This is a genomic window from Bradyrhizobium sp. SZCCHNRI20481 (genome assembly GCF_032485055.1).
Classification (GTDB): Bacteria; Pseudomonadota; Alphaproteobacteria; order Rhizobiales; family Xanthobacteraceae; genus Bradyrhizobium.
Window position 1 is genome coordinate 156,948 of record NZ_JAUEUE010000011.1, and the last position, 19,793, is coordinate 176,740.

At 65.1% G+C, this 19,793-nt stretch carries 13 protein-coding genes; 6 read left to right on the top strand and 7 right to left on the bottom strand.

Annotated elements, in window-relative coordinates:
• Window positions 1-450 precede the first annotated feature (450 nt).
• The 7 genes from QX132_RS19355 to QX132_RS19385 form a co-directional block, all read right to left on the bottom strand.
• Window positions 451-909 (bottom strand): hypothetical protein, encoded by a 459-nt coding sequence (locus QX132_RS19355; RefSeq protein WP_316162423.1) that lies wholly within the window; start codon window positions 907-909, stop codon window positions 451-453.
• A gap of 188 nt (window positions 910-1,097) precedes the next feature.
• Window positions 1,098-2,027, bottom strand: a complete 930-nt coding sequence (locus QX132_RS19360; RefSeq protein ID WP_316162424.1) for a DUF2493 domain-containing protein — start codon at window positions 2,025-2,027, stop codon at window positions 1,098-1,100.
• Window positions 2,028-2,368: 341 nt separating this feature from the next.
• Window positions 2,369-3,415, bottom strand: coding sequence for a toprim domain-containing protein (locus QX132_RS19365; protein WP_316162426.1), 1,047 nt, complete (start codon window positions 3,413-3,415; stop codon window positions 2,369-2,371).
• On the bottom strand, window positions 3,412-7,719 hold the full coding sequence (locus QX132_RS19370; protein WP_316162427.1) for a strawberry notch family protein: 4,308 nt from the start codon (window positions 7,717-7,719) through the stop codon (window positions 3,412-3,414). The genes QX132_RS19365 and QX132_RS19370 overlap by 4 nt, the downstream gene beginning before the upstream one ends.
• Window positions 7,720-7,932: 213 nt before the next feature.
• The gene (locus tag QX132_RS19375; protein WP_316162430.1) at window positions 7,933-10,056 is read right to left on the bottom strand and encodes a ParB/RepB/Spo0J family partition protein; all 2,124 of its coding nucleotides are present in this window, start codon (window positions 10,054-10,056) and stop codon (window positions 7,933-7,935) included.
• Window positions 10,057-10,164: 108 nt separating this feature from the next.
• Window positions 10,165-11,121 (bottom strand): ArdC family protein, encoded by a 957-nt coding sequence (locus QX132_RS19380; protein ID WP_316162432.1) that lies wholly within the window; start codon window positions 11,119-11,121, stop codon window positions 10,165-10,167.
• A 399-nt stretch (window positions 11,122-11,520) separates the two neighbouring features.
• Window positions 11,521-11,757 (bottom strand): helix-turn-helix transcriptional regulator, encoded by a 237-nt coding sequence (locus QX132_RS19385; RefSeq protein WP_316162434.1) that lies wholly within the window; start codon window positions 11,755-11,757, stop codon window positions 11,521-11,523.
• 218 nt (window positions 11,758-11,975) lie between these two features.
• Here QX132_RS19385 and QX132_RS19390 point away from each other — a divergent pair, with 218 nt between their 5' ends.
• The 6 genes from QX132_RS19390 (at window position 11,976) to QX132_RS19415 (ending at window position 19,793) form a co-directional block, all read left to right on the top strand.
• On the top strand, window positions 11,976-12,479 hold the full coding sequence (locus QX132_RS19390) for a hypothetical protein (RefSeq protein ID WP_316162435.1): 504 nt from the start codon (window positions 11,976-11,978) through the stop codon (window positions 12,477-12,479).
• A gap of 195 nt (window positions 12,480-12,674) precedes the next feature.
• A complete protein-coding gene (locus QX132_RS19395; protein ID WP_316162437.1) occupies window positions 12,675-12,857 on the top strand; it encodes a helix-turn-helix transcriptional regulator in 183 nt (60 codons plus the stop codon).
• A 266-nt stretch (window positions 12,858-13,123) separates the two neighbouring features.
• Window positions 13,124-14,110, top strand: coding sequence for a hypothetical protein (locus QX132_RS19400; protein ID WP_316162439.1), 987 nt, complete (start codon window positions 13,124-13,126; stop codon window positions 14,108-14,110).
• 129 nt (window positions 14,111-14,239) lie between these two features.
• Entirely contained in the window at window positions 14,240-15,421 is a 1,182-nt protein-coding gene (locus tag QX132_RS19405; protein ID WP_316162441.1) for a cysteine desulfurase family protein, read from the top strand.
• Between the two features lie 101 nt (window positions 15,422-15,522).
• Window positions 15,523-16,461 (top strand): DUF4007 family protein, encoded by a 939-nt coding sequence (locus QX132_RS19410; RefSeq protein ID WP_316162443.1) that lies wholly within the window; start codon window positions 15,523-15,525, stop codon window positions 16,459-16,461.
• Window positions 16,458-19,793: an ATP-binding protein gene (locus QX132_RS19415; RefSeq protein ID WP_316162444.1), complete on the top strand. Its 3,336-nt coding sequence runs from the start codon at window positions 16,458-16,460 to the stop codon at window positions 19,791-19,793. Before QX132_RS19410 ends, QX132_RS19415 begins: the two co-directional genes overlap by 4 nt.

Consider the following 19,793-nt stretch of genomic DNA (forward strand, 5'->3'; position numbering starts at 1 on the left):
CAGCGCCAGCGGAGGATGCCGGCGTGAGACTTTCTTGCTTCGCGAGGAATGGGCGTCAGCCCAGGGGAAGAAAGTCGATCGACGGCATTGCGTTCAGACGATCGAGGCGCAGCCGGTCTTCGGCCAGACCAGGCCATCAAGAGGCAAGGCTGGTCCGCGTGCTGAACAATCAGACGACATGACTGGCGAGCATCGGTCCGCTCCGGAAATCGGCGCAATCCAGGACGAGATCCTCACGGTCGCCGGGCGAGCAGCGCATCGGATCACGAGCCGATCCATCAGCGTGGCCCATGCGCCCACTCGCTGTTCAGCCCGGCATACGCCGCCGTTGGTCCAGCGTTTCCCAGAGGGGCCACTATCTCTCTCCTGCGCTCGATGATCCCCCCTCAACTCGCCACGCCCCACTGAAGAGTTCGGAAGGTCGATGGCTCTGCCGCCTGCCGGTCGCGGTCAGAGGCCGGGGTGAGGTTGGCGCCCTGCTCCGTCCGAGGCGAACCGGCGGGGATGTCCGAGCATCGCAAGCCGGATCCAAGCGGCACCGGAGACCAGAACGGCTGCGAATGCCGCCAAAACAATTTGCCAAGTCCGCGAAGGCGCAGTGAACGACAGAAGCCCGAACGCAGTGTGGTAGCCGGCCATCCCGGCAGGCGCGAGGAACACGGCCGCGATGACCCCGCGCAAGATCGCGGATTGTACGGCGGCATAAGCGAGCCGCCCGGCCCCGACCGTCAGCACAGCTGCTAGCCCTCCGACAAGCACCGCACCGGCCACACCGGAGCCATGGTGGAACGACGCGATACCAATGGTGACAGCGACGAAGAGGGCGAGCGCATGGACCGAGAGCGCAAACAGTACCCAGCAGAAGATGCCGATGGCGCTGAGACTGAAGATGAGTCCCATGGCGAGCATTGTGGTGGTCTCCGTGCAAAGTTATGACGGCATGCGCCTTCCACCACCACCGCGGCGCGAGCGAGAAGACTAGCGCGCAATCTGGACGAAGTTGCGGAGAGCTAGCTTCGACCATCGCTACCGGTCGAACGGATCCAACCGTGAGCCGCGGCGCATGCGCGAGAACGTTCGACGGCGAACGACGGCGCTTACGCGCCGCCGAACGTCCAGACGGGAATGCCGAGGCGCCGTGCCTTATCAGCCAGGTTGGCCTGGATGCCCGAGCCGGGGAAGACCATGACGCCGATCGGCACTGTCTCCAACATGGCGTCGTTGCGCTTGAAGGGTGCGGCCTTCGTGTGTTTGGCCCAGTCGGGCCTAAAGGCGATCTGCGGCACCTTACGATTGTCGGCCCATTTCGACGCGATGAGCTCGGCGCCTTTGGGGGAGCCGCCGTGCAGTAGGACCATGTCCGGATGCTTGGCGCGGACCTTGTCGAGCCGGTCCCAGATGAGCGCCACGTCGTTGAACTCGGTTCCGCCGGTGAGGGCGATCTTGGGCCCGGCTGGCAACATGATGTCGGTCTCGGCGCGACGTCGGGCTGCGAGGAAGTCTCGGGAGTCGATCATCGCGGCAGTGAGCGTGCGGTGGTTGATCAGCGATCCGGTGCGCGGTCGCCAGGATGAGCGGGTGTGGAGCTCGAAGGCCTCGACGGCGAGGTCACGGAACAGCTCCATCGCGTTTCGGCGCTCCACAAGTGAGATGCCTTCAGCGGTCAGCCGTTCGAGTGCGACCGACTGCACTTCAGAGCCGTTCTGCTCGCGCTGGCTCCGCCGTTGCGCCTGCTCGTTGTCATCGAGCTCACGCTCGATGCGCATGGTCGCCCGGTGGAAGAGATTGACGGTGGACCAGAGCAGATCTTTCAGCTCAGGCTCGAGGCGTGTGTCACCAAGCGTCGCTACCAGGGCATCGAAGATGTCGGCGATGGCACCGGAGATGGCCCTCCCGTCGGGAAGCGGCCGTGGATCTGGCTCATCCTCGAACGGCCGGTAGCCGTGGAGCTGGAGCTCGGCCAAGGCGTGGCTGATCGCTGATGGTGTGTCGTGCGGCTCAAGCGTGTCGTCGTTCTGGCCGGTCATGGGGAACCTCGTCTGTGATCGCTGACCGCGCCGATCGCGGCCTTCCATAGCGATCTCCAGACGGCGGGGGGGACCGGACCAGAACCCGCCGCCCTTGCGGAGGGCCGGAGCGACAGCGGAGGATGGCGGGGCGCGGCTATTTTGCCTCGCGATGCAAAGGCCCGCGCGCGGGCCGGCGGAAAATAGCCGCGCCCAGCCATTGCCGGGCCGGACCGCCTGCCGTCCGATCGCGCCCCTAAGAAGGCCCTCGACGTGGCTCTCACGGACACAGGATGGGCTCCCTTGCCGGCCACATGTCACGACCGCAGAGCTGCGCGCCGCAACTCGAGACCAGCGAGGTGCTAGGCCAAGGTGACGTCCAGGAAGCGAGCTGCGTCGTCAGGCAAGAGCTGACCGCTGAGTGCCTCCCGGAGCGCACCGGTGCCAAAGGCGCGCAGATCCTCGTTGAAGTCCTCCAGCCGCGATGACAATGCGATCGTCTCCACGCCAGCGTCGAGCGCCCGTGCGGTCAATGCCTTTGCAGCCGCATGGCCGGCGGGGTCAGCATCGACAGCGATATAGAGCCGGCGCAAGCTTGCCGGCCACAGCAGCGCCGCGAGGTGGTTCGCCGACAACGCGGCGGCCATCGGCATGGATGGCAGAACCGTCCGCAACGACAGCATGGTCTCAATGCCCTCGCCGGCCGCCAGCACGTCATCCACGTTGCCGAACCGAACCGCATTGCCGAGCAGATCGCCCATCGCTCGTCGAGGTGTGTCGATTGGGGCCTTGCCGAGCCTTCGATCGTCATACCCGTCCGGATCGAGCCAGGTGCGTTGGAGGCCGGTGATGCGGCCGTTGACGTTGGTCACAGCGGCAATCAGGGCCGGCCAGGTCTCCACCTGCGTGGTATCGTCGTGACGATAGTAGCAGCGCGGATGGAATCGCAAGGCGTCGGTGCTCACGAGCGGGTCAATCCCGCGGCGGCGGAGATAGACCTCGCCCAGCGTTCCGGACAGCGGCTGCGCCATTGCAAACAGACGCTGGGCGGTCTTCAAGTCGCGCGGACGCTGGGCAGCTTGTACATCGATCGTCTGCTCGCGCTGCCAGTGTGGCAGCTTCAGGAACCGACGCGCCTCCTCGGCAACTTCGCGAAAGCTATGCAAGCCGCACGCCGCCGCGATGATGTCGAGCAGATCACCATGCTCACCGGTTGCGGCATCGGTCCATTTGCCGGCCGGCCCCCTCGAGGAGGTGTGTAGCCGCACGAACAGGGAGCGGCCGGGCGTATTCCCGATATCGCCGACCAGCCAATAGCGCCCTTGCCGGCGGCCGTTGGACAGGTAATGGCGGCACACCGCCTCCGCCTCACGCGCGAGGCGGCGCGCCAAGTCGGACGCGTCGCTCATGACGCCCGCTCGCGAGTGCGGACTACCGGGAAACGATCCAGGACCCTCGCTAATACCGCGACGCCGCCCTCGTCGGTCGGCACGAACATCCGCAGCTTCCAGGAGATGATCTCGCCGAACAGGCCGTAAGCCCTCAAGGCATCCCGGAGCGCATCGGAAAAGCCCAAGAGCTCGATCCGATTGGTGCCCATGACGCGGGCGCGCCGCAGCTGCAGGCCTTCGGCGAGATCAATCACATGGCCGTCGCGCAGCACCGCCAAGAATGCGTCGTCCGGCGGCAGTGCCGGCCTGTCCGTGGAAACTGCCGTGACCCAACTGAGCGGGACCTTGCGGCCTATGATGCGCTCGCCCGTGTCAGCCTGCAGCCGATAGACCCGGGTGGATTCATGCGGCAGCCGCTTCCAGATCGGCAGAAGAAGACCCGTGACCAGGTAGATTGTCTGGGTCGTGAACTCCGGGATGGCGGCGAGCTGCGCGCTCCAGCCGGCTTCGAACTGCTCGCGATCGGCCCCGACCCAACCGAGCTCGGCGAGTTTGGCAAGGGGCAGAGTCCGGCGTCCCATCGGTCCGATCAGATGAACACGCGGCTCGATCTCGCCATCGTCATGCAGCCAGGTCGGCGCCGGCACCTGGATCGACGTTTGTCCGGACCGCTCATGGCGCAGCGGCACGGCATGGCGCTGCCTGAGCCGATCGAGGGCCTCGTCCACCGGCATCGGCTGGTTGCGGTCGCGCTGGACGATGGTGACGAGATGCGTCACAGCACCTGTGGTGGGATGAGTGTAGATCGTGCGTCGCTCCTTGACGACAAAGCTCTTGGCGCGCAGCGTCTCCAAGCCGGCATCGTAAGTCCCGGACGCGATCGCGCCCTCGACCCGAACCGCGAGCAACTGCTCGAACACCGTGAACAGGATGTTCTGCAGCTCGATCGTCAGCGCCAAGAGACGGTTGAGGAAAGTGGTGATCGGCGGCAGCTCGTCACGCAGGCCGTTCTCGTCCGTCAGCTTCAATCCCGTCGCCTGCTCGAACCGTTGCAACGAGCAGCTTCCGACTTGGCCGCGGACCAGAAGCCCGTAGAGCTGACGCAGGGCGTCGCGGGCGTGCGGGCTTTCTAGATTGTCCTCTGGGCGGAACAGCCCTTGCCCGCCGGTCTGGCGCTGGCCGCGAGTGATAGCGCCCAGCGTGTCCAGTCGGCGCGCGATGGTCGAGAGGAACCGCTTCTCCGCCTTTACGTCGGTGGCTATCGGACGAAACAGCGGCGGCTGCACCTGGTTGGTGCGATTGGTCCGCCCGAGTCCCTGAATCGCAGCATCCGCCTTCCAGCCCGGCTCCAGTAGATAGTGCACACGCAGCCGCCTGTTCTTCGCCGAAAGTTCGGCATGGTAGCTGCGGCCAGTGCCGCCGGCGTCGGAGAACACAAGGATGCGCTTCTTGTCGTCCATGAACGCAGCGGCCTCCGCGAGGTTGGCCGAGGCGGCCCTCGTTTCGACCGCAAGCCGATCGCTGATACGGATAATCCGTCGCGATCGTCCGGTGACCTCGGCGACCAAGTCCCGGCCGAAGCGCTGGACGATCTGGTCGAGCGCACCGGGCACAGGGGCAAGCGAAACCAACCGCTCGATCATCTGGTCGCGGCGCGCGACCGCTTCGCGGCATTCGACCGGGTTTCCATCGCGCGTGACGGGACGCGACGACAGATTACCGTCGCCGTCCGTGAACGGCTCATAGAGCTGGACCGGGAAGGAATGAGCGAGATAGTCGAGAACATATTCGCGGGGCGTAATGTCGACCTGGACGTCGCCCCACTCCTCCGTCGGGATCTCGGCGAGCCGGCGCTCCATCAGGGCTTCGCCTGTGGAGACGATCTGGATGACCGCGGCATGGCCGGCTTCGAGATCACGCTTGATCGCATTGATCAGCGTCGGGGTCTTCATCGAGGTCAACAGGTGCCCGAAAAAGCGCTGCTTGGCGGATTCGAAGGCCGATCTCGCAGCCGACTTGGCCTGAGCATTCAACGTCCAGGTTGCGCCGGTGATGTTGGCCGCGCGCATCGCGGCTTCGAGATTGTTGTGAATGACCGCGAACGCCTCGGCATAGGCGTCGTAGATTCTGACCTGCTCGTCCGTCAGCCGGTGCTCGAGAAGCTCGTATTCGACACCTTCGAACGAGAGAGAGCGCGCTGTATAGAGCCCGAGCGCCTTGAGATCCCTGGCCATCACTTCCATGGCCGCAACGCCGCCCTCCTCGATCGCCGCCACGAACTCCGCCCGCGTTGCAAACGGGAAGTCCGCGCCACCCCAAAGGCCGAGCCGCTGGGCATAAGCGAGGTTGTGGACGGTGGTCGCGCCAGTCGCCGAGACATAGACGATGCGGGCATTGGGGAGTGCGTGTTGCAGCCGCAAGCCGGCGCGGCCCTGTTGCGAGGCAGCTTGTTCCCCACGATCGCCCTTGTTGCCAGCGGCGTTCTGCATCGCATGGCTCTCGTCGAAGATGATGACACCATCGAAGTCCCGGCCCACCCAATCGACGATCTGGCGGACTCGGGAAAGCTTCTCGCCCCTTTCGTCGGTCCGCAGCGTGGCATAGGTCGTAAATAGGATGGCTTCATCCAGCCGGATCGGCGTCCCCTGGCGGAAGCGCGACAAGGGCGTGACCAGCAGCCGCTCCATGCCGAGGGACGCCCAGTCACGCTGGGCGTCCTCGATCAGCTTGTCGGACTTGCTGACCCAGATTGCCCGGCGCCGGCCCTTCAGCCAATTGTCGAGCAGGATGCCCGCGACCTGGCGGCCTTTGCCAGCCCCGGTGCCATCGCCCAAGAACCAGCCGCGCCGGAAGCGAACGGCGTTCTCGACATCGTCGGCGGCAGCTGTGACACGATCGAACGTCTCGTCGACTGCCCAGGAGCCTGCGAGGAAACCCGAATGAGCCTCGCCGGCATAGATGACGCTCTCGAGCTGCGCATCCGACAGGATGCCGCCGGCGACGAGCCGCTCGGGAAGATGCGGCCGGTAGGAGGGCTTGGGCGGCACGACGGAGGCCATGGCCGCTGACTGCACGAGCTTCGTCGGATGCGGCTGCGCACTGGGAATCCGGATCGACTGCAGCCGATATGGCTCATACAGCGCCTCGTTGAGACGTGGCCCGTCCTCGGTCGTACCATCAGCGACCTCATAGGCGAGCTCGCATGCGTCAGGCTCGCACATCGCTGAAACGGACGCCGAGCCGACGTCAGCGCCCACGCGACGCGCTCTCGACCGTACCACGGGAGGTTCAACGACCGGCGCAACGAAGCTGCCATCCATCGGCAGCCGCGGCGGCACGAGCGCCGTGATCCAGCCGAGCAATGTCCTGACGTCCGGCGCCAAGCCGGCCGATTGCGGGAAAACGCGGGGGTCGAGTGCCGGCTGCTTGTCCATCACCATCAGCCGCGTCGCGGTCGTGGTCCCCTGCCGCGCGTAGACGGCACCACCGATCGCAGCCGAGAACACCAAGCGTCCGTGGTTCTGCAGACGCACGAAGGCGTCAGTCCACGTGGGATTGTCGGGCGCAAAGCCGGCGGACGTGATCGCCACCAGCCGTCCACCCTCACCGAGCCGGGCCAACGCTGAAGAAAGATGACGCAGCGTTGTGTCCGCCATAGGCCGATCCACATTCGCCGTTGCGGAGAATGGCGGATTCATCAGGACGATGCTGGGGACGCAGGCGGTATCGAGATGATCATCGATTTGCGCTGCGTCTAGGCGCGTCACGGCCAACCCCGTAAACAGCAGTTCGAGCAGGGCTGCGCGGGTTGGCGCGAGCTCGTTGAGCAGCGGCTCACCACCGGCGAGCTGGGCGAAGACAGCCAAGCTCCCCGTCCCCGCCGACGGCTCGAGCACGCGATCCGCGGGTGTCACCCGCGCCGCCGCGGCGGCGGCGAGCGCCAGCGGCAACGGCGTCGAGAACTGCTGCAGGCGCTCGCTCTCCTGGGTCCGCCTGGTATGTGCAGGCAGCAGCGCCGCGATCTTTGTCACCATCGGCAACACGGCCGATGGCGCGCCGTGGCTGGCTCGGATCATCGTCGGGCCGTACTTGGCGAGGAAGAGGATAGCGGCCGCCTCACAAGCCTCGTAAGCGGTCTTCCAGTCCCAGCCTCCGTCAGCATCACTGACGCCGAACGCCGCCTGCATGGTACGGCGCATGAGTTTTGCGTCGATGCGCTCACCGCGAGTGAGGCTCGGCAGCAGCAGATGTGCCGCACGAAGGATGGCTTGCGCGCGGACAGATGGTGCAGCGAAAGCCGCACGGCAGATCTCGTTGGTCATTTCAGGAGTTCCGAACAGGGAGAGCGAGCTGAATGAGCGCCGCCGAACGCTCTCTCGTCTTCGAGCGGCCTCACCCGCGCGACTCCGTCCTTTGCCTCTCCCCGAATCTGCTTGCGGCCCAAGCCGACATGACAAAAGCCCGGCCAGAGAGGCCGGGCTTCGGATGACGATCAGCAGTCTCGATTGCGGGCGATCCCCCGCCCTGAGCTCAGATCATTCGGCTGCGGTGATCTCTTCGACCTCGTCGGCGCCGTCGCTCGCCTCGTCATCCTCGTTCAGGAAAGCCGGTAGTCCTTCGGCATTGGTGCCCTCAGCCGCCTGTGCCACCTCAATGTCCGCTCCGCGCAGTGGCTCCGGCAGCCAGCCGGTGCCGTCGAGCAGGCGTTCGGCTTCGCGCGCCATATCCGCCTTCTTGAGATGATCGATGAGCTGGACCGAGGCCTCACCCTTGGCCTCGCGCACCGCCTGCAGGATACGGTGCTTGGTCACGCGCCCCAGATAATTCTCGACAGTCGGCTTCCAGCCCGCACTGACCATGTCGAGACCGACGGCGCGCGACAACCGGTCGGCCTGCTCGAGGCGGCCACGCACGGTTTGCGCGGACATCCGGCCGTGATGCACGGGCTTGTCCGGCTCATGGATCGCATTGACTGCCTGCGAGGCGCAGTGTGCGAAGAGCTCGGCCTGCGCTGTGCCGTCCATCGCGGACAGTGCTGGCCAGAGCTCTTTATCGCTGGCCGGCAGCCGAGCCTTCCAGGTCGCGTGACGCGCGGCGATTGCCTTGGCAGAGGCGCTTTCTCGCAAGCCGGTCGGCTCGGCCGGAAAGCTCGGGCTCCTCAACGAGATATCGAGGCAGGCGAGTGACGATCCAAACGGATAGAACGTCGCCAGCACGAAACTGTGCAGCACCGCCTGGAATGCGATGGCGGGCTCGGCGCCGAGCGCAGCGCGAAGAGCAAGCGTCCGATGCGCCGAGAGCTCGCTGATCAGACGATCGGGCAGCGGCCGTTCGGAGTCTTCAGCCTCGTCATCGGGAGCTTCAAGCCCGGTACCTCCGATCCTGACAGCGGCAGCCTGACCGACTCCCTGCGCGCCTTGAACGCCGGTTCCGTCCTCACCTGCGTCGGCATCCACGCCTGGTCCATCGCCCGGATCCGCCACCTCGTCTTCAGGGCGGACATAGCCGCGTTCGACACGCAACCGCCCTTCCGCATCAATGCTGACGAAGGCGCCGGCGCGCGCCATTTCTGCGGGCGCGTAAATCATCTGCCGCTCCTCGACGGACGAGAGAGCCGCCTCGATCTCCCCGAGACGCTGATCGACGTCTTCAGGCAGCTCATCGGCACCCTCGTAGTCGCCCTCGAGCTTGGCCCGCTCGGCGTGCAACGCCGCAATCGCGGCCTGCTCCTCCGTGGTCAGATCAGCCGGCCGGCCTTCGAACCGGCGCAGCCCCTGAGTGTGACCGAACGGAAAACTGATCCCAGCCTCGATCCACTTCCAGCCTTCGGCCGCGATCCGTTCGCTCTCGCAACGGAGTTTCTCCACGACCAACCGTTCGAGCAGCGCGACATCCTGCAGCCAGCCTCCGTCATCGGCCTCGAATAGATCGCGCATGACTGCGCCACCGGCCGTCTCATAGGCTTCGAGCCCGATGAACTGCGCCCGGCGATCGGATGCGCGCACCGTCTGTTCGGTCAGCTGGCGGCGGATCTGATAGGGCTCATCGAAGCGCGAGCGGCTGACCTTGTCCCAGACCTCCTGCTGGCGGGCATTGTCTTGCGTCACCGTGAACGCCATCAGCTGCTCGAGGGTCATCCCATCGGACGCATAGATGTCGAGCAGGGCCGGCGCGACCGACGCGAGGCGCAGACGCTGCTTGACCACTGCAACCGTCACGAAATGTCGCGCCGCAATCTCCTCCTCGCCCATGCCGGCGTCACGCAAGGCCTGAAAGGCGCGGAATTGGTCGAGCGGATGCAGGCCGACGCGCTGATCGTTTTCGGCGAGCGAGTCGTCAACGGCCAAGCCCCGATCGCGCACCACGCAAGGTACAGCCTGGGTCTTCGCCATCCGTTTCTGTTTGACCAGGAGTTCGAGCGCCCGGTAGCGACGACCGCCGGCCGGCACTTCGAACATCCCTGTCTCTCGGCCTTCGCCATCGAGGACGGCGCGAACGCTCAGGCTCTGCAGCAGCGTGCGCTCGGCAATGCTCTCCGCCAGTTGTTCGATCGAAACGCCGCCCTTGATGCGGCGTACATTGGACTGGCTCAGCACAAGCTTGTTGAAAGGAATGTCGCGCGACGGCGACAGCGTGATCTTCTGGGTAGACTTGGTCATCGCTTACTTCTCCGCGACGGGCGGCCCGGAGCCTCTCTCTCGAGCCTTTTCCCATCGCAGAGCACCTCTCGCCCTCTTCCTCTCCTCCTCGCCCGACGGGCGCCGCGCTCAGGCAGGGGCACAATCCGGTCCGATGGACTCGGCCATGCGAGCCGTGCCCTGTGCAAAGCCGAGGAGATAATCGGCCGCACGGCTCGCCTGGCTCGCCGCGCGAACGATCGCGCGATTGTCCTCCCGCAAGACATCGAGCCAGCAGCCGACATAGTCCGCATGGCGCACCGTTGGTACGACGCCGAGCGCGGCGCAGCTGAAGGCCGACGCGATTTCGGCGATCAGCTCCTCGAAGGCGTATTTGCGGCTGCCGAAACGACCGGAGAGATCACGGTCCAGCCGGGAGGCGTGACCACTCGCATGGGCAAGTTCATGCAACGCCGTGCGATGCCAGTTGATCGGCTCAAAGAACGCTGCGGGCGGCGGCACCTGCACGAAGTCTTCGAGGGGGGCATAGAACGCCCGATCCCCGCCAATCCGGAATTCGACGCCGCTGTTCGCAATCAACGACTCGACCACGGGCTCGATCGCACCCGCCGGCGGTGGCGGCGCAGCGGTCGCGATCTCCTCCGGCAGAGCATCGCATTGGTCTGTGTTGAAGACGGTAAACCGCTTCAGAAACGGAATAGCCTGCGCCTCCTCACCGGCCTCGCGCGCACGCTGCCGCTCCTCCGACGGAACGAAGCGGTCGGCGTAGACGACCGTGACACCGCGCTCGCCCTTGCGCACATGGCCGCCCAAGGACAGCGCCTGTCGGAACGTCATCCAGCTCTGGCCGGCAAACCCGCGCTCGATCACGGCGCCCCAGAGGATCAGGACGTTGATCCCGGAGTACGGCCGACCCGTTACAGCATTCCTTGGCAACGCCAGCTGAGCTTTCGCCGCCTGCGTCCCCCAGGGTCGAACCCAGGGCATCCGGCCGGCCTCCAGCTCGCCGATGATCTTGCTCGTGATCTCCTCATAGAGGCTCGCCCGGCTCTCACCGGCACGCGCTCCAACTCTCCGTCCGTGCATCGCGGATCTCCGCGACGGGCGCGGCGGAACTCTCTCGCCGCTTCCAACCCGTCACGGCGGGCCCGGCCTGCACTCTTGCTCTAGAAGAGCCGGCCGCCGGTCCGAACTGCCGCGTACATGCATCGTCTCCGACGGGCGGCCGGCAAGCCTATGATTGAACGGAGCGATCGTTTGGGACGGCACCATCCGTGAGTAGCATCTGAGGATCGGCGCAATCGGCGTGCCCCTCGCGAAATTCCGAAAAGCAAAGGCAGTTCTGGCGGTCGAGAGCTTATCCGAGACCTCAGAGATGCCCCGAACACAGTCGGCTATGTGCTACGCTCGGGGGAGCCCTCGTTAAGTGAGAGATTCAAACCGGCCGATGCCTGTGGCACTGGACGGTGCTTAACTGCTTGATGCCTACTTGCGACTCAATTTCCTGACCACGTCAGCCGGGTCGAACCCAAGGATCTTTCCGAGCTCGATTAGCTCGACGACATCAATCCGACGCTGACCAGACTCCATATGAGTCACCCAGGACTGGTAGACACCCATCTTTTCAGCCAAGTCGACCTGCCTCAGCCCCGCAGCCTTCCTGTGCTCGACCAGCGTGGCGGCAAGCTTCTTCTGCAGCGGTGATGTCACCGTTTTCGGCATCCTGGCCTCCCGCGGGGGCCAGAGACATAAAACGACTTTTCAGATACCTATAAATTCGGTATTGTACGGGGTCGCCCCTATTTTCCTTCCGGAGTTTTCATGTCAATTGCCGACCTTTCGCGGCTGCGTCGCCTGCGCTGGCGCACACCATGACCAGTAGGTGCAGCTTCCCGGATCAGCATCCCGGGCAATTGGGCAACGCATCGTCAGGGCAAGCGATGAATACCACGACCTCTCTGACAGCGAAGGAACCAGATTTTCGGAATGAGTTTACGGCGAATCAGACAGCCCCAGCTGAACAGCTTGAGCCCGATTTTGCGCTTATCCAATTGGACACGACCTTTGTCACGCTGTTGTCGGAGATTTCCGCGTTGGAGTATCATCAGGTTGATAGTCAGGACTCACGAAGTGCCGAGAACGTCCGCGCGGACGAGGCAAGCCGAACGCAGAAAATCGAATCGGTCTTGGCTCGCTTGACCCCGGTTGAGCGGGCAATTATGACCACGCCGGCCCAGACGATCGTAGGTCTGGGCATAAAAGCCCGCCATGCAGCTTACGTAGTGTCAGAGCATTGGGACGTGCCTATTGATCAAATGGAATGGGATGCCCGGGCCGTTCGGCTCCTGATTGAAGCGATTTGTAAACTTGCCGGCGTGCCGTTGCCACTTCTGACGGTGCGAACGATGCCTCTCTTTGACGGCCTCCGAACTTCGCCTTTGTGAAAGCCGGTCGCGCTAAGGCGATGCGTGGCTCGTCACTTACGGGCTTTCGCGCGATCGAGACCGTAAGGATGAACTAAACCGATCACGATGAATGCGCCTCGGCCAGCGATCTCCAACCGGCTGCATGACCTTCGCCGCGCTCGGGAGCTAGTCATCGTCATAAGTAAGCAGGCCGCCTGTCATACGGCTAAAACCTTGGCCAACGAGGCGGAATGGCGCGAATATGATGTAGGCAACCCCGCCGGCGTCGACCAAAATGCCGTCAGCCTCATCGAGAACGCCCGCTCCAACCCCACGATCATCGCGATCGAGGGGATCGCGAACGCGCTGGAAGTGCGCATCACCGACCTGCTCAGACCGCCGAGACGTAGAAGTTAGCTCGAAGTCGGGATGACGGCGCCATCCCGCCCGATCCGCCGAGCACCCGCACCGCGAGGACCGCAGAGGGCCGTCGGAACGCGTTGCTGATAGAATTGACGGCCCACGATGCGATTCGGCAATCGGTGTCGGTCCCCCGACGGGCGAGAGGTCGTCCGATGCTCCGTCTCCTATCGCGTCTGTACAAACGGTCGAGACCCGTGGATTCGATTCAGCGACACATGGCGGAAATGGCCCTCAGGCATCGACGCAGGATGGCGCATCCGATGCTCGCGTCGATCGTGCCCGGAATGGACCGATTGGAGTGGTCCGACGACGACGCTCCCAAGCTCGCCTACCGGGCGATTGATCCGGCGACTCAGTTCTTCGAGTGCAGGTGCGGAAAGCCCGACTGCGCGCTGAGCAGGCTGAGGCCGTTCCGCGAGCACATCAAAGCTCTCTACGAATCATTGTCGGACGCGATCCACCTCGGGCGCCTGAAGAGCGAACAACCCGAGGAAGGCTGGGAAGGCGTGCTGTTTGCGCTTCAGATGGCGGCGAGCATCGAGGACGCGTTCGCCGACACCTCGTACGTCACCGAAAGTCCCGACGATCTGTACTGCCCGCCGCCCTGGGACGAGGCGCTGATCAACAGCGAGATCGCGGCCAAATACGTCGCGGGCCTGGCCATCTTCAACTTCATCTGGTCGGCATACGAAACGACGGTGAAGACCGTCACGCCCGGGAGCGCGGGCGGCGAGAGGACCGCGGTCAGAGGCCGGCGCCTAGCGGACGGTCTGCGTCATATCGAAGCCGACATTCCCGAGTTGTCGAAACTGTACCGAATGGCCGTCTACGCCTGTCGGAAGGGCGGACATCTCGACGCGAAGATCGATCCGATAAAGGATACCTACGGGCTTTCCGGCCTGGCCGCCGCCGCCGAACTCTGCCGCATCTACCGGAACTTCATCGCCCACGGCGATGACGTGGTGCCGAAGGAATACGATTGGCGCAAGAACGGCTTGGGAACCGGCAACTTCGTCGTCTACCGCATGTACGGCGTCGGGCGGTTGCTCCTGATGCTTATCCAAGCCTTCGCCTACCATTCGCTCTCGGATCCCGATGCGCGCATGCCCGTCAGATCGAGCCGGCTGGACGGAGAGGATTCGGAATTAAACGGAAAGCAGATGTTCCTCGAGCTTCAACTCATCCCCGAGGACGAGCGGGCGGAGAGCCCTCAAAACGCCGAGGTCGAAACATCGCAAGGGCCGTAGTCCAACGACCGCTCGAATTGTCCGGGCGAGGACGAGTTCGCAGAGACCATCTGGCACCGCTTGGTCGAAATGCTAATACGTGGGCGTGCGGATCCCGGTCTATGACCGCGCAGACAGGACGATGAGAGCATGGGCGCGACCGACGCCATCTACTTGGACAATCAGGCCACGACGCCGACGGATCGCCGCGTTCTCGAGAGCATGTTGCCATTGCTCGAAGCAGGCGGCGTCGGAAACCCGCATTCGCAGCATTTCGCCGGCCAACAGGCCGCAGAAGCGGTGGAGCGGGCGCGATCTCAGATCGCCGAGCTCGTCGGCGCCGTCCCGGAAGAGATCGTATTCACGTCGGGAGCCACCGAGGCCAACAATATCGCGATCTTGGGCATCGCCGGCGCCGCCGGACGCCGGGGCGATCACGTCGTCACCTGCGCGACCGAGCACAGCTGCGTTCTTCAAACCGCTCTCTCTCTGAGGGAAAGGGGCTTCGACGTCGACGTCCTGCCGGTGGACGGGAGCGGTCTCGTCGACGTCGCGCGCCTCGCCTCCCTGATCACCGAGCGGACCGCCCTCGTCTCGGTGATGACGGCCAACAACGAGATCGGCGTGCTGCAGCCCATTTCGGAAATAGCGACGATCTGCCGCTCCCACGGCATTCCGTTCCACACCGATGCCGCGCAGGCCGCAGGAAAGATTCCCATCGATGTCGTCGCGAGCGGCGTCGATGTGATGAGCCTGTCGGGGCACAAGATCTACGCGCCGATCGGCATCGGGGCCCTGTTCGTCGCTGAGGACTGCCCGGTGCGTCCGGAGCCGGTCTTTCGGGGCGGTTCGCAGGAGCGCGGATTGCGGCCCGGGACGGTACCAGCCCACCTCGCCGTCGCGATGGGAGCGGCGGCCGAACTCGCGCGCAGGCGTTTGGGCGCCGACGCGGACCATTGTTCGCGCCTGCGGGCGCGATTTCTGGAAGTCGTCATGCCCGCCTTCGCGGACGCATTCGTCAACGGCGCGGCCGCGCCGCGACTTCCCGGTAGCCTCAGCCTCACGATTCCGGGCGTCGACGCGGACCACCTCGTCGGCGCGCTGCAGCCTCGCGTCGCGATCTCGACCTCGGCGGCCTGCTCGTCGGGAACGATCGAAGCCTCGCATGTCCTTCGGGCGATCGGCCTCGGCGAACGCGACGCGAAAAGCACCGTCCGCATCGGTTTCGGGCGGCAGAACACGATCGAGCAGGCCGAGACGGCGGCCGTACTCCTGCGCGATGCGGCCGAAAAAATCAGGGGAAACGCGGTTTCGAGCGACGCCGCGGCGTGACCTCAACCGGCTGACGGCGCTGACGGATTTTTACGATTGCGCCTCGCAGGCCCGTCCCGTAAGAGTTGCCTCCTGGAGAGATCGTCCAGTAGGATGCCGGGATGCTCAGGGGACCGATCAGCGCGGAAGACTTCAAAGGGCAATTTTGGGGCCACGAGACGTTTCCCCTCCGCCATCTTTGGTTGCGAAAGGCATTTGACGCAGTCAAAGGTGGAAAGCCGCGCGGCATCTTCTCCGACGAGCAGTCCATCGTCACGTTCGGCGTCGGAAAGAACATGGCGCTGTCCATCCGCTTCTGGGCGCTGGCCTGCCGGATCATCGAGGACGACGGCTCGCGGGCCGACGCGTCCAAGCTCGGAACGCTTCTGTTCGGCGGAGATCATCCCTGGGATGAGTTCATGGAACGGCCCGCCACCGCCTGGCTGATGCACTGGCTCGTCGCCGGCGAGCCGCGGATGACCACGACCTGGTACTGGGCGTTCAATCATCTGCAGGCCCGCACCTTCGATCACGAGACGCTCGCCAAATCCATTCTCGACTACTGCAGACTGCGCAAGTGGCCGAGGATCTCGGACCGCACGGTGGTCCGCGACGTCGAATGCTTCATCCGCAGCTACGTCCCGCGGGGCGACAAGGCCGTCGGCGAGGATGCGCTCGAGCCCGTGCTCTCGGAGCTCGGACTGATCCGTCCGGCCGCCGGGCGCCTCTACGAATTCAGGCATGGCCCCAAGCCCAGCCTTCCGGACGGCGTGTTCGCGTTCGCGCTGAACGAGTTCTGGGACCGGTACGCCCCGCAAACTTCGACCTTGTCGGTCGAGGCGATCGCCTACGAGCCCGGATCGCCCGGCCGAACCTTCAAGATGGACGAGAATTCCGTCGTGGAAAGGCTGGCGGCGATCGACCACGTCACGCGCGGGCGCATGGTGTGGTCGGACTCCGCTGGCGTCCGGCAGATCGTCCGCCCCAAGGCGATCCCCGATCCGTACGTCCTCCTCGCGACGGCCTACAAGGGCGACCCCGACAGGAGGCGCGTGGCATGACTCTCGCCGACCACGTCAAGATCTCCCGGCGTTTCCAGCGCGCGATCCGGTTGGACACCGACATCGAGAAGAGCGACGCGCTCAACGGCTTCATCTGCCAAAGGTCGGCCGCCGAGTGCCTGCAGACGATGGCGGCTCACGTCGCGCGCAGCACCCACAGGGCGTTCACCTGGACCGGTCCGTACGGCGGCGGAAAATCCAGCCTCGCCGTGGCGCTCGCCGCGCTCGTGGGACCGAAGAACGCCGCGCGATCGGCGGCGATGGAAGCGGTCGGCCCGGCGACCGCGCGCGTCGTTGCGGACGGATTCGGTCCGAGCAAGCGCGGATGGCTCGTCGTGCCCGTTGTCGGACGGAAGAGCGATCCGGTGGCGGACATCGGGCGGGCTCTCGAAGAGGCGCGACGGAGGGACCGGTCCGGCGGCGGGCGGCCGCGCGGCGAGGTCGCGTCGGGGCGCGAGCTGATCGACCGCATCGTCCAGGAAGCGGAGCAACGCGGGCACGACGGAGTCCTCCTCGTCATCGACGAGATGGGCAAATTCCTGGAAGGCGCCGGTGAAAGTGGAGACATCTACTTCTTCCAGGAGCTCGCCGAGGCCGCCGGCCGCGCCAAAGGGCGCATCGTCGTCATCGGCATCCTCCATCAGGCCTTCGAGCAGTACGCGAGCCGTCTCGGCCGTTCGACGCGGGACGAGTGGGCGAAGATCCAAGGCCGCTTCATCGACATTCCTCTGATCTCAGGCGTCGACGAAGTGATCGGCCTGCTGGGTCGCGCGGTGGTCTCCGAGCGTCGGCACCCGTCGACCGCGGAAGCGGCGGAGGCGATCGCGCAATCGATCCGGACGCGCAGGCCGGGGAGCGCGCCCGACCTCGGCAAACGCCTGGACGCGTGCTGGCCGCTGCATCCGGTCACCGCGGCCCTTCTCGGTCCGATGTCGCGACGCAGGTTCGGGCAGAACGAACGCAGCGTCTTCGGCTTTCTCGCCTCGGCCGAGCCTGGCGGGTTTCAGGATTTCATCAGAACGACGCAGGAGCGGTCCGGAGAACTCTTCGGCCCCGATCGGCTCTGGAATTATCTCAGGACCAATCTCGAACCCGCCATCCTCGCGTCCAACGACAGCCATCGTTGGGCTCAGGCCGTGGACGCCGTGGAACGCTGCGAGGTACGCGGTTCAGACCTGCATGTCCGCTTGGCCAAATCCGTCGCACTGATCGACATGTTCCGGAACGGCTCCGGCCTCGCCGCCGACCGCGTCACGATCGGCGCGTGCGCGCCCGACGCCACGAAGGCCGAGATCGATCGCGCGCTGAACGATCTGGAGAAATTCTCGGTTGCGGTGTTCAGGAAGCACCTCAACGCGTGGACGATCTATGCCGGCAGCGACTTCGACATTGACGCCGCGGTCGCCGGCGCCATCGCGCAATCGACCGGATTGGACCTGGCGAGACTCGCCAAGCTGGCCGGCCTGCAGCCGGTGCTGGCCAAGCGCCACTACTACCAGACCGGAACGCTTCGTTGGTTTCAGACCGAATTGATCGATCTGGACAGCCCTCGCCACGAGAAGAGCCATGCGGGAGACGAAGCGGGGCGCTTCCGTCTCGTGATCTCCGTCGACGAGGCGGATCGGAAAGCCGCGGCGACCACGTGCCGCGAGGCATCTTCGGCCGCCGGCGGCACGCTCGACGTCGTCGGGTTGCCCCGCAACGCTCAGCGGATCCGCGAGCTCGGAAGCGAACTCATCGCCTTGGAGACGGTGAGGAGCAATCGCCCCGAACTGGAAGGCGATGCGGTGGCACGTCGGGAGATCGCCGCGAGGTCCGCAGCCGTCTCGGCCGGCCTGGAGGAGGAGTTTCGGGTCGCCTTTGCCGGCGCGGATTGGTTTGCCGCGGGCGAACGACTGGAGCCGCGATCCGGAGGCAGTCTTTCGCGTCTGGCCTCCGATCTCGCGGATCTGCGCTTCGGCGACGCACCGCACATCAAGAGCGAGCTTCTCAACCGACAACGTCCTTCGAGCAATACTCAGGGCGGGGTACGCGAATTGATCAAGGCGATGATCGCCAATCCGGAGAAGGAATTCCTCGGAATCGAAGGGTTCCCCATCGAACGCGGCCTCTACAGCACGTTTCTTTCGGCATCGGCGCTGCACCGTGAATCGGAGAAGGGCGGCTTCGGCTTCTTTAAACCGGGCAACACCAAGATCGGGAAAACGTTCAAGCCCGCATGGGACGCCGCCGACCAATTGCTGCGTAGCGACGGCGCTCCCGTTCCGCTGGGGCGCCTCTATGCCCGCTGGTCGGCTCCGCCCTTCGGCATCCGACGCGGCGTGATGCCGATCCTCGCCGTCGCCTACATCATGACCAACCGGGACCGTATCGCCGTCTACGCGGAGGGGCGATTCCAGACGGACGTCAACGACTACTTCGCCGACATCCTCCTGCAGGACGAGGACTTGATCGCTCTGCGCGGGATCGAGATCGACCACTTCCGGGGCGCGCTACTGGACGGCGTGGCCGAGGCGATCGAAGCGGTGACCGGCCAGACCGGAGGCCGGGACGCGCTGGACCTCGCGAGACGGCTGGTCAGATTGGTGCGCGATCTTCCGCCTTGGACGAAGAAAACGCTCGGTCTGTCGCAGAAGACGGCCGACGTCCGGCACGTGCTCATGCTGGCCGACGATCCTCACAAGGCGCTCTTCGAGGACCTGCCCGCGATCTTCGAAGGCGGCGATGCCAAGGTCGTCGGAGACGGGATCGCCACGGCGCTGCGGGAGTTGACCTCCGCATATCCGGACATGCTGGGCGGGTTGGAGAGAAAGATGCTCAATGCGCTGGGATATGCCGACGAGGTCGACCTGGAAGATCTACGCAGCCGCGCGCGCAACGTCCGCGACCTGACCGGGGACCTTTTGGCCGACGCCTTCGCCGCGCGACTTGCCACCTACGAGGGGCAACAGTCGGAGATCGAGTCGATCGCCGGTCTCGTGACCCGTCCCGTCCGCGACTGGTCGGATCGCGACCCCGATCAGGCGACGCTCGCGCTCGCCGATTTCGCGCTGAAGTTCAGGCGAGCCGAGGCGCTCGCCCGCGTCAAGGATCGAAAGCCCACCTCGGAGGCCATCGCGGTGGTGATCGGCACCGGCGAAAGCGGGAAGGAGCTCTTCGAGGAGTTCGAAGTCGCCGAGCGCGATCGGCGACGCGTCACCGAGCTGGCGGAAGAGCTCTCGCAAGTGCTTTCGCGCTTCGGCGCGAACCGCAACATCGCGCTGGCCGCCTTGGCGGAGGCCGGACTCGTCGCGTTCGGCGCGGGCGGCGCGCCGCTCGGAAAGGTCGGATGA

Bases quoted from the DNA above. Each gene is read 5' to 3' on its own strand.
- QX132_RS19365 (WP_316162426.1), bottom strand. From the start codon at position 3,415: ATGAGCGACGCGTCCGACTTGGCGCGCCGCCTCGCGCGTGAGGCGGAG.
- QX132_RS19370 (WP_316162427.1), bottom strand. From the start codon at position 7,719: ATGACCAACGAGATCTGCCGTGCGGCTTTCGCTGCACCATCTGTCCGC.
- QX132_RS19375 (WP_316162430.1), bottom strand. From the start codon at position 10,056: ATGACCAAGTCTACCCAGAAGATCACGCTGTCGCCGTCGCGCGACATT.
- QX132_RS19400 (WP_316162439.1), top strand. From the start codon at position 13,124: ATGCTCGCGTCGATCGTGCCCGGAATGGACCGATTGGAGTGGTCCGAC.
- QX132_RS19390 (WP_316162435.1), top strand. From the start codon at position 11,976: ATGAATACCACGACCTCTCTGACAGCGAAGGAACCAGATTTTCGGAAT.
- QX132_RS19385 (WP_316162434.1), bottom strand. From the start codon at position 11,757: ATGCCGAAAACGGTGACATCACCGCTGCAGAAGAAGCTTGCCGCCACG.
- QX132_RS19410 (WP_316162443.1), top strand. From the start codon at position 15,523: ATGCTCAGGGGACCGATCAGCGCGGAAGACTTCAAAGGGCAATTTTGG.
- QX132_RS19415 (WP_316162444.1), top strand. From the start codon at position 16,458: ATGACTCTCGCCGACCACGTCAAGATCTCCCGGCGTTTCCAGCGCGCG.
- QX132_RS19380 (WP_316162432.1), bottom strand. From the start codon at position 11,121: ATGCACGGACGGAGAGTTGGAGCGCGTGCCGGTGAGAGCCGGGCGAGC.
- QX132_RS19355 (WP_316162423.1), bottom strand. From the start codon at position 909: ATGCTCGCCATGGGACTCATCTTCAGTCTCAGCGCCATCGGCATCTTC.
- QX132_RS19405 (WP_316162441.1), top strand. From the start codon at position 14,240: ATGGGCGCGACCGACGCCATCTACTTGGACAATCAGGCCACGACGCCG.
- QX132_RS19360 (WP_316162424.1), bottom strand. From the start codon at position 2,027: ATGACCGGCCAGAACGACGACACGCTTGAGCCGCACGACACACCATCA.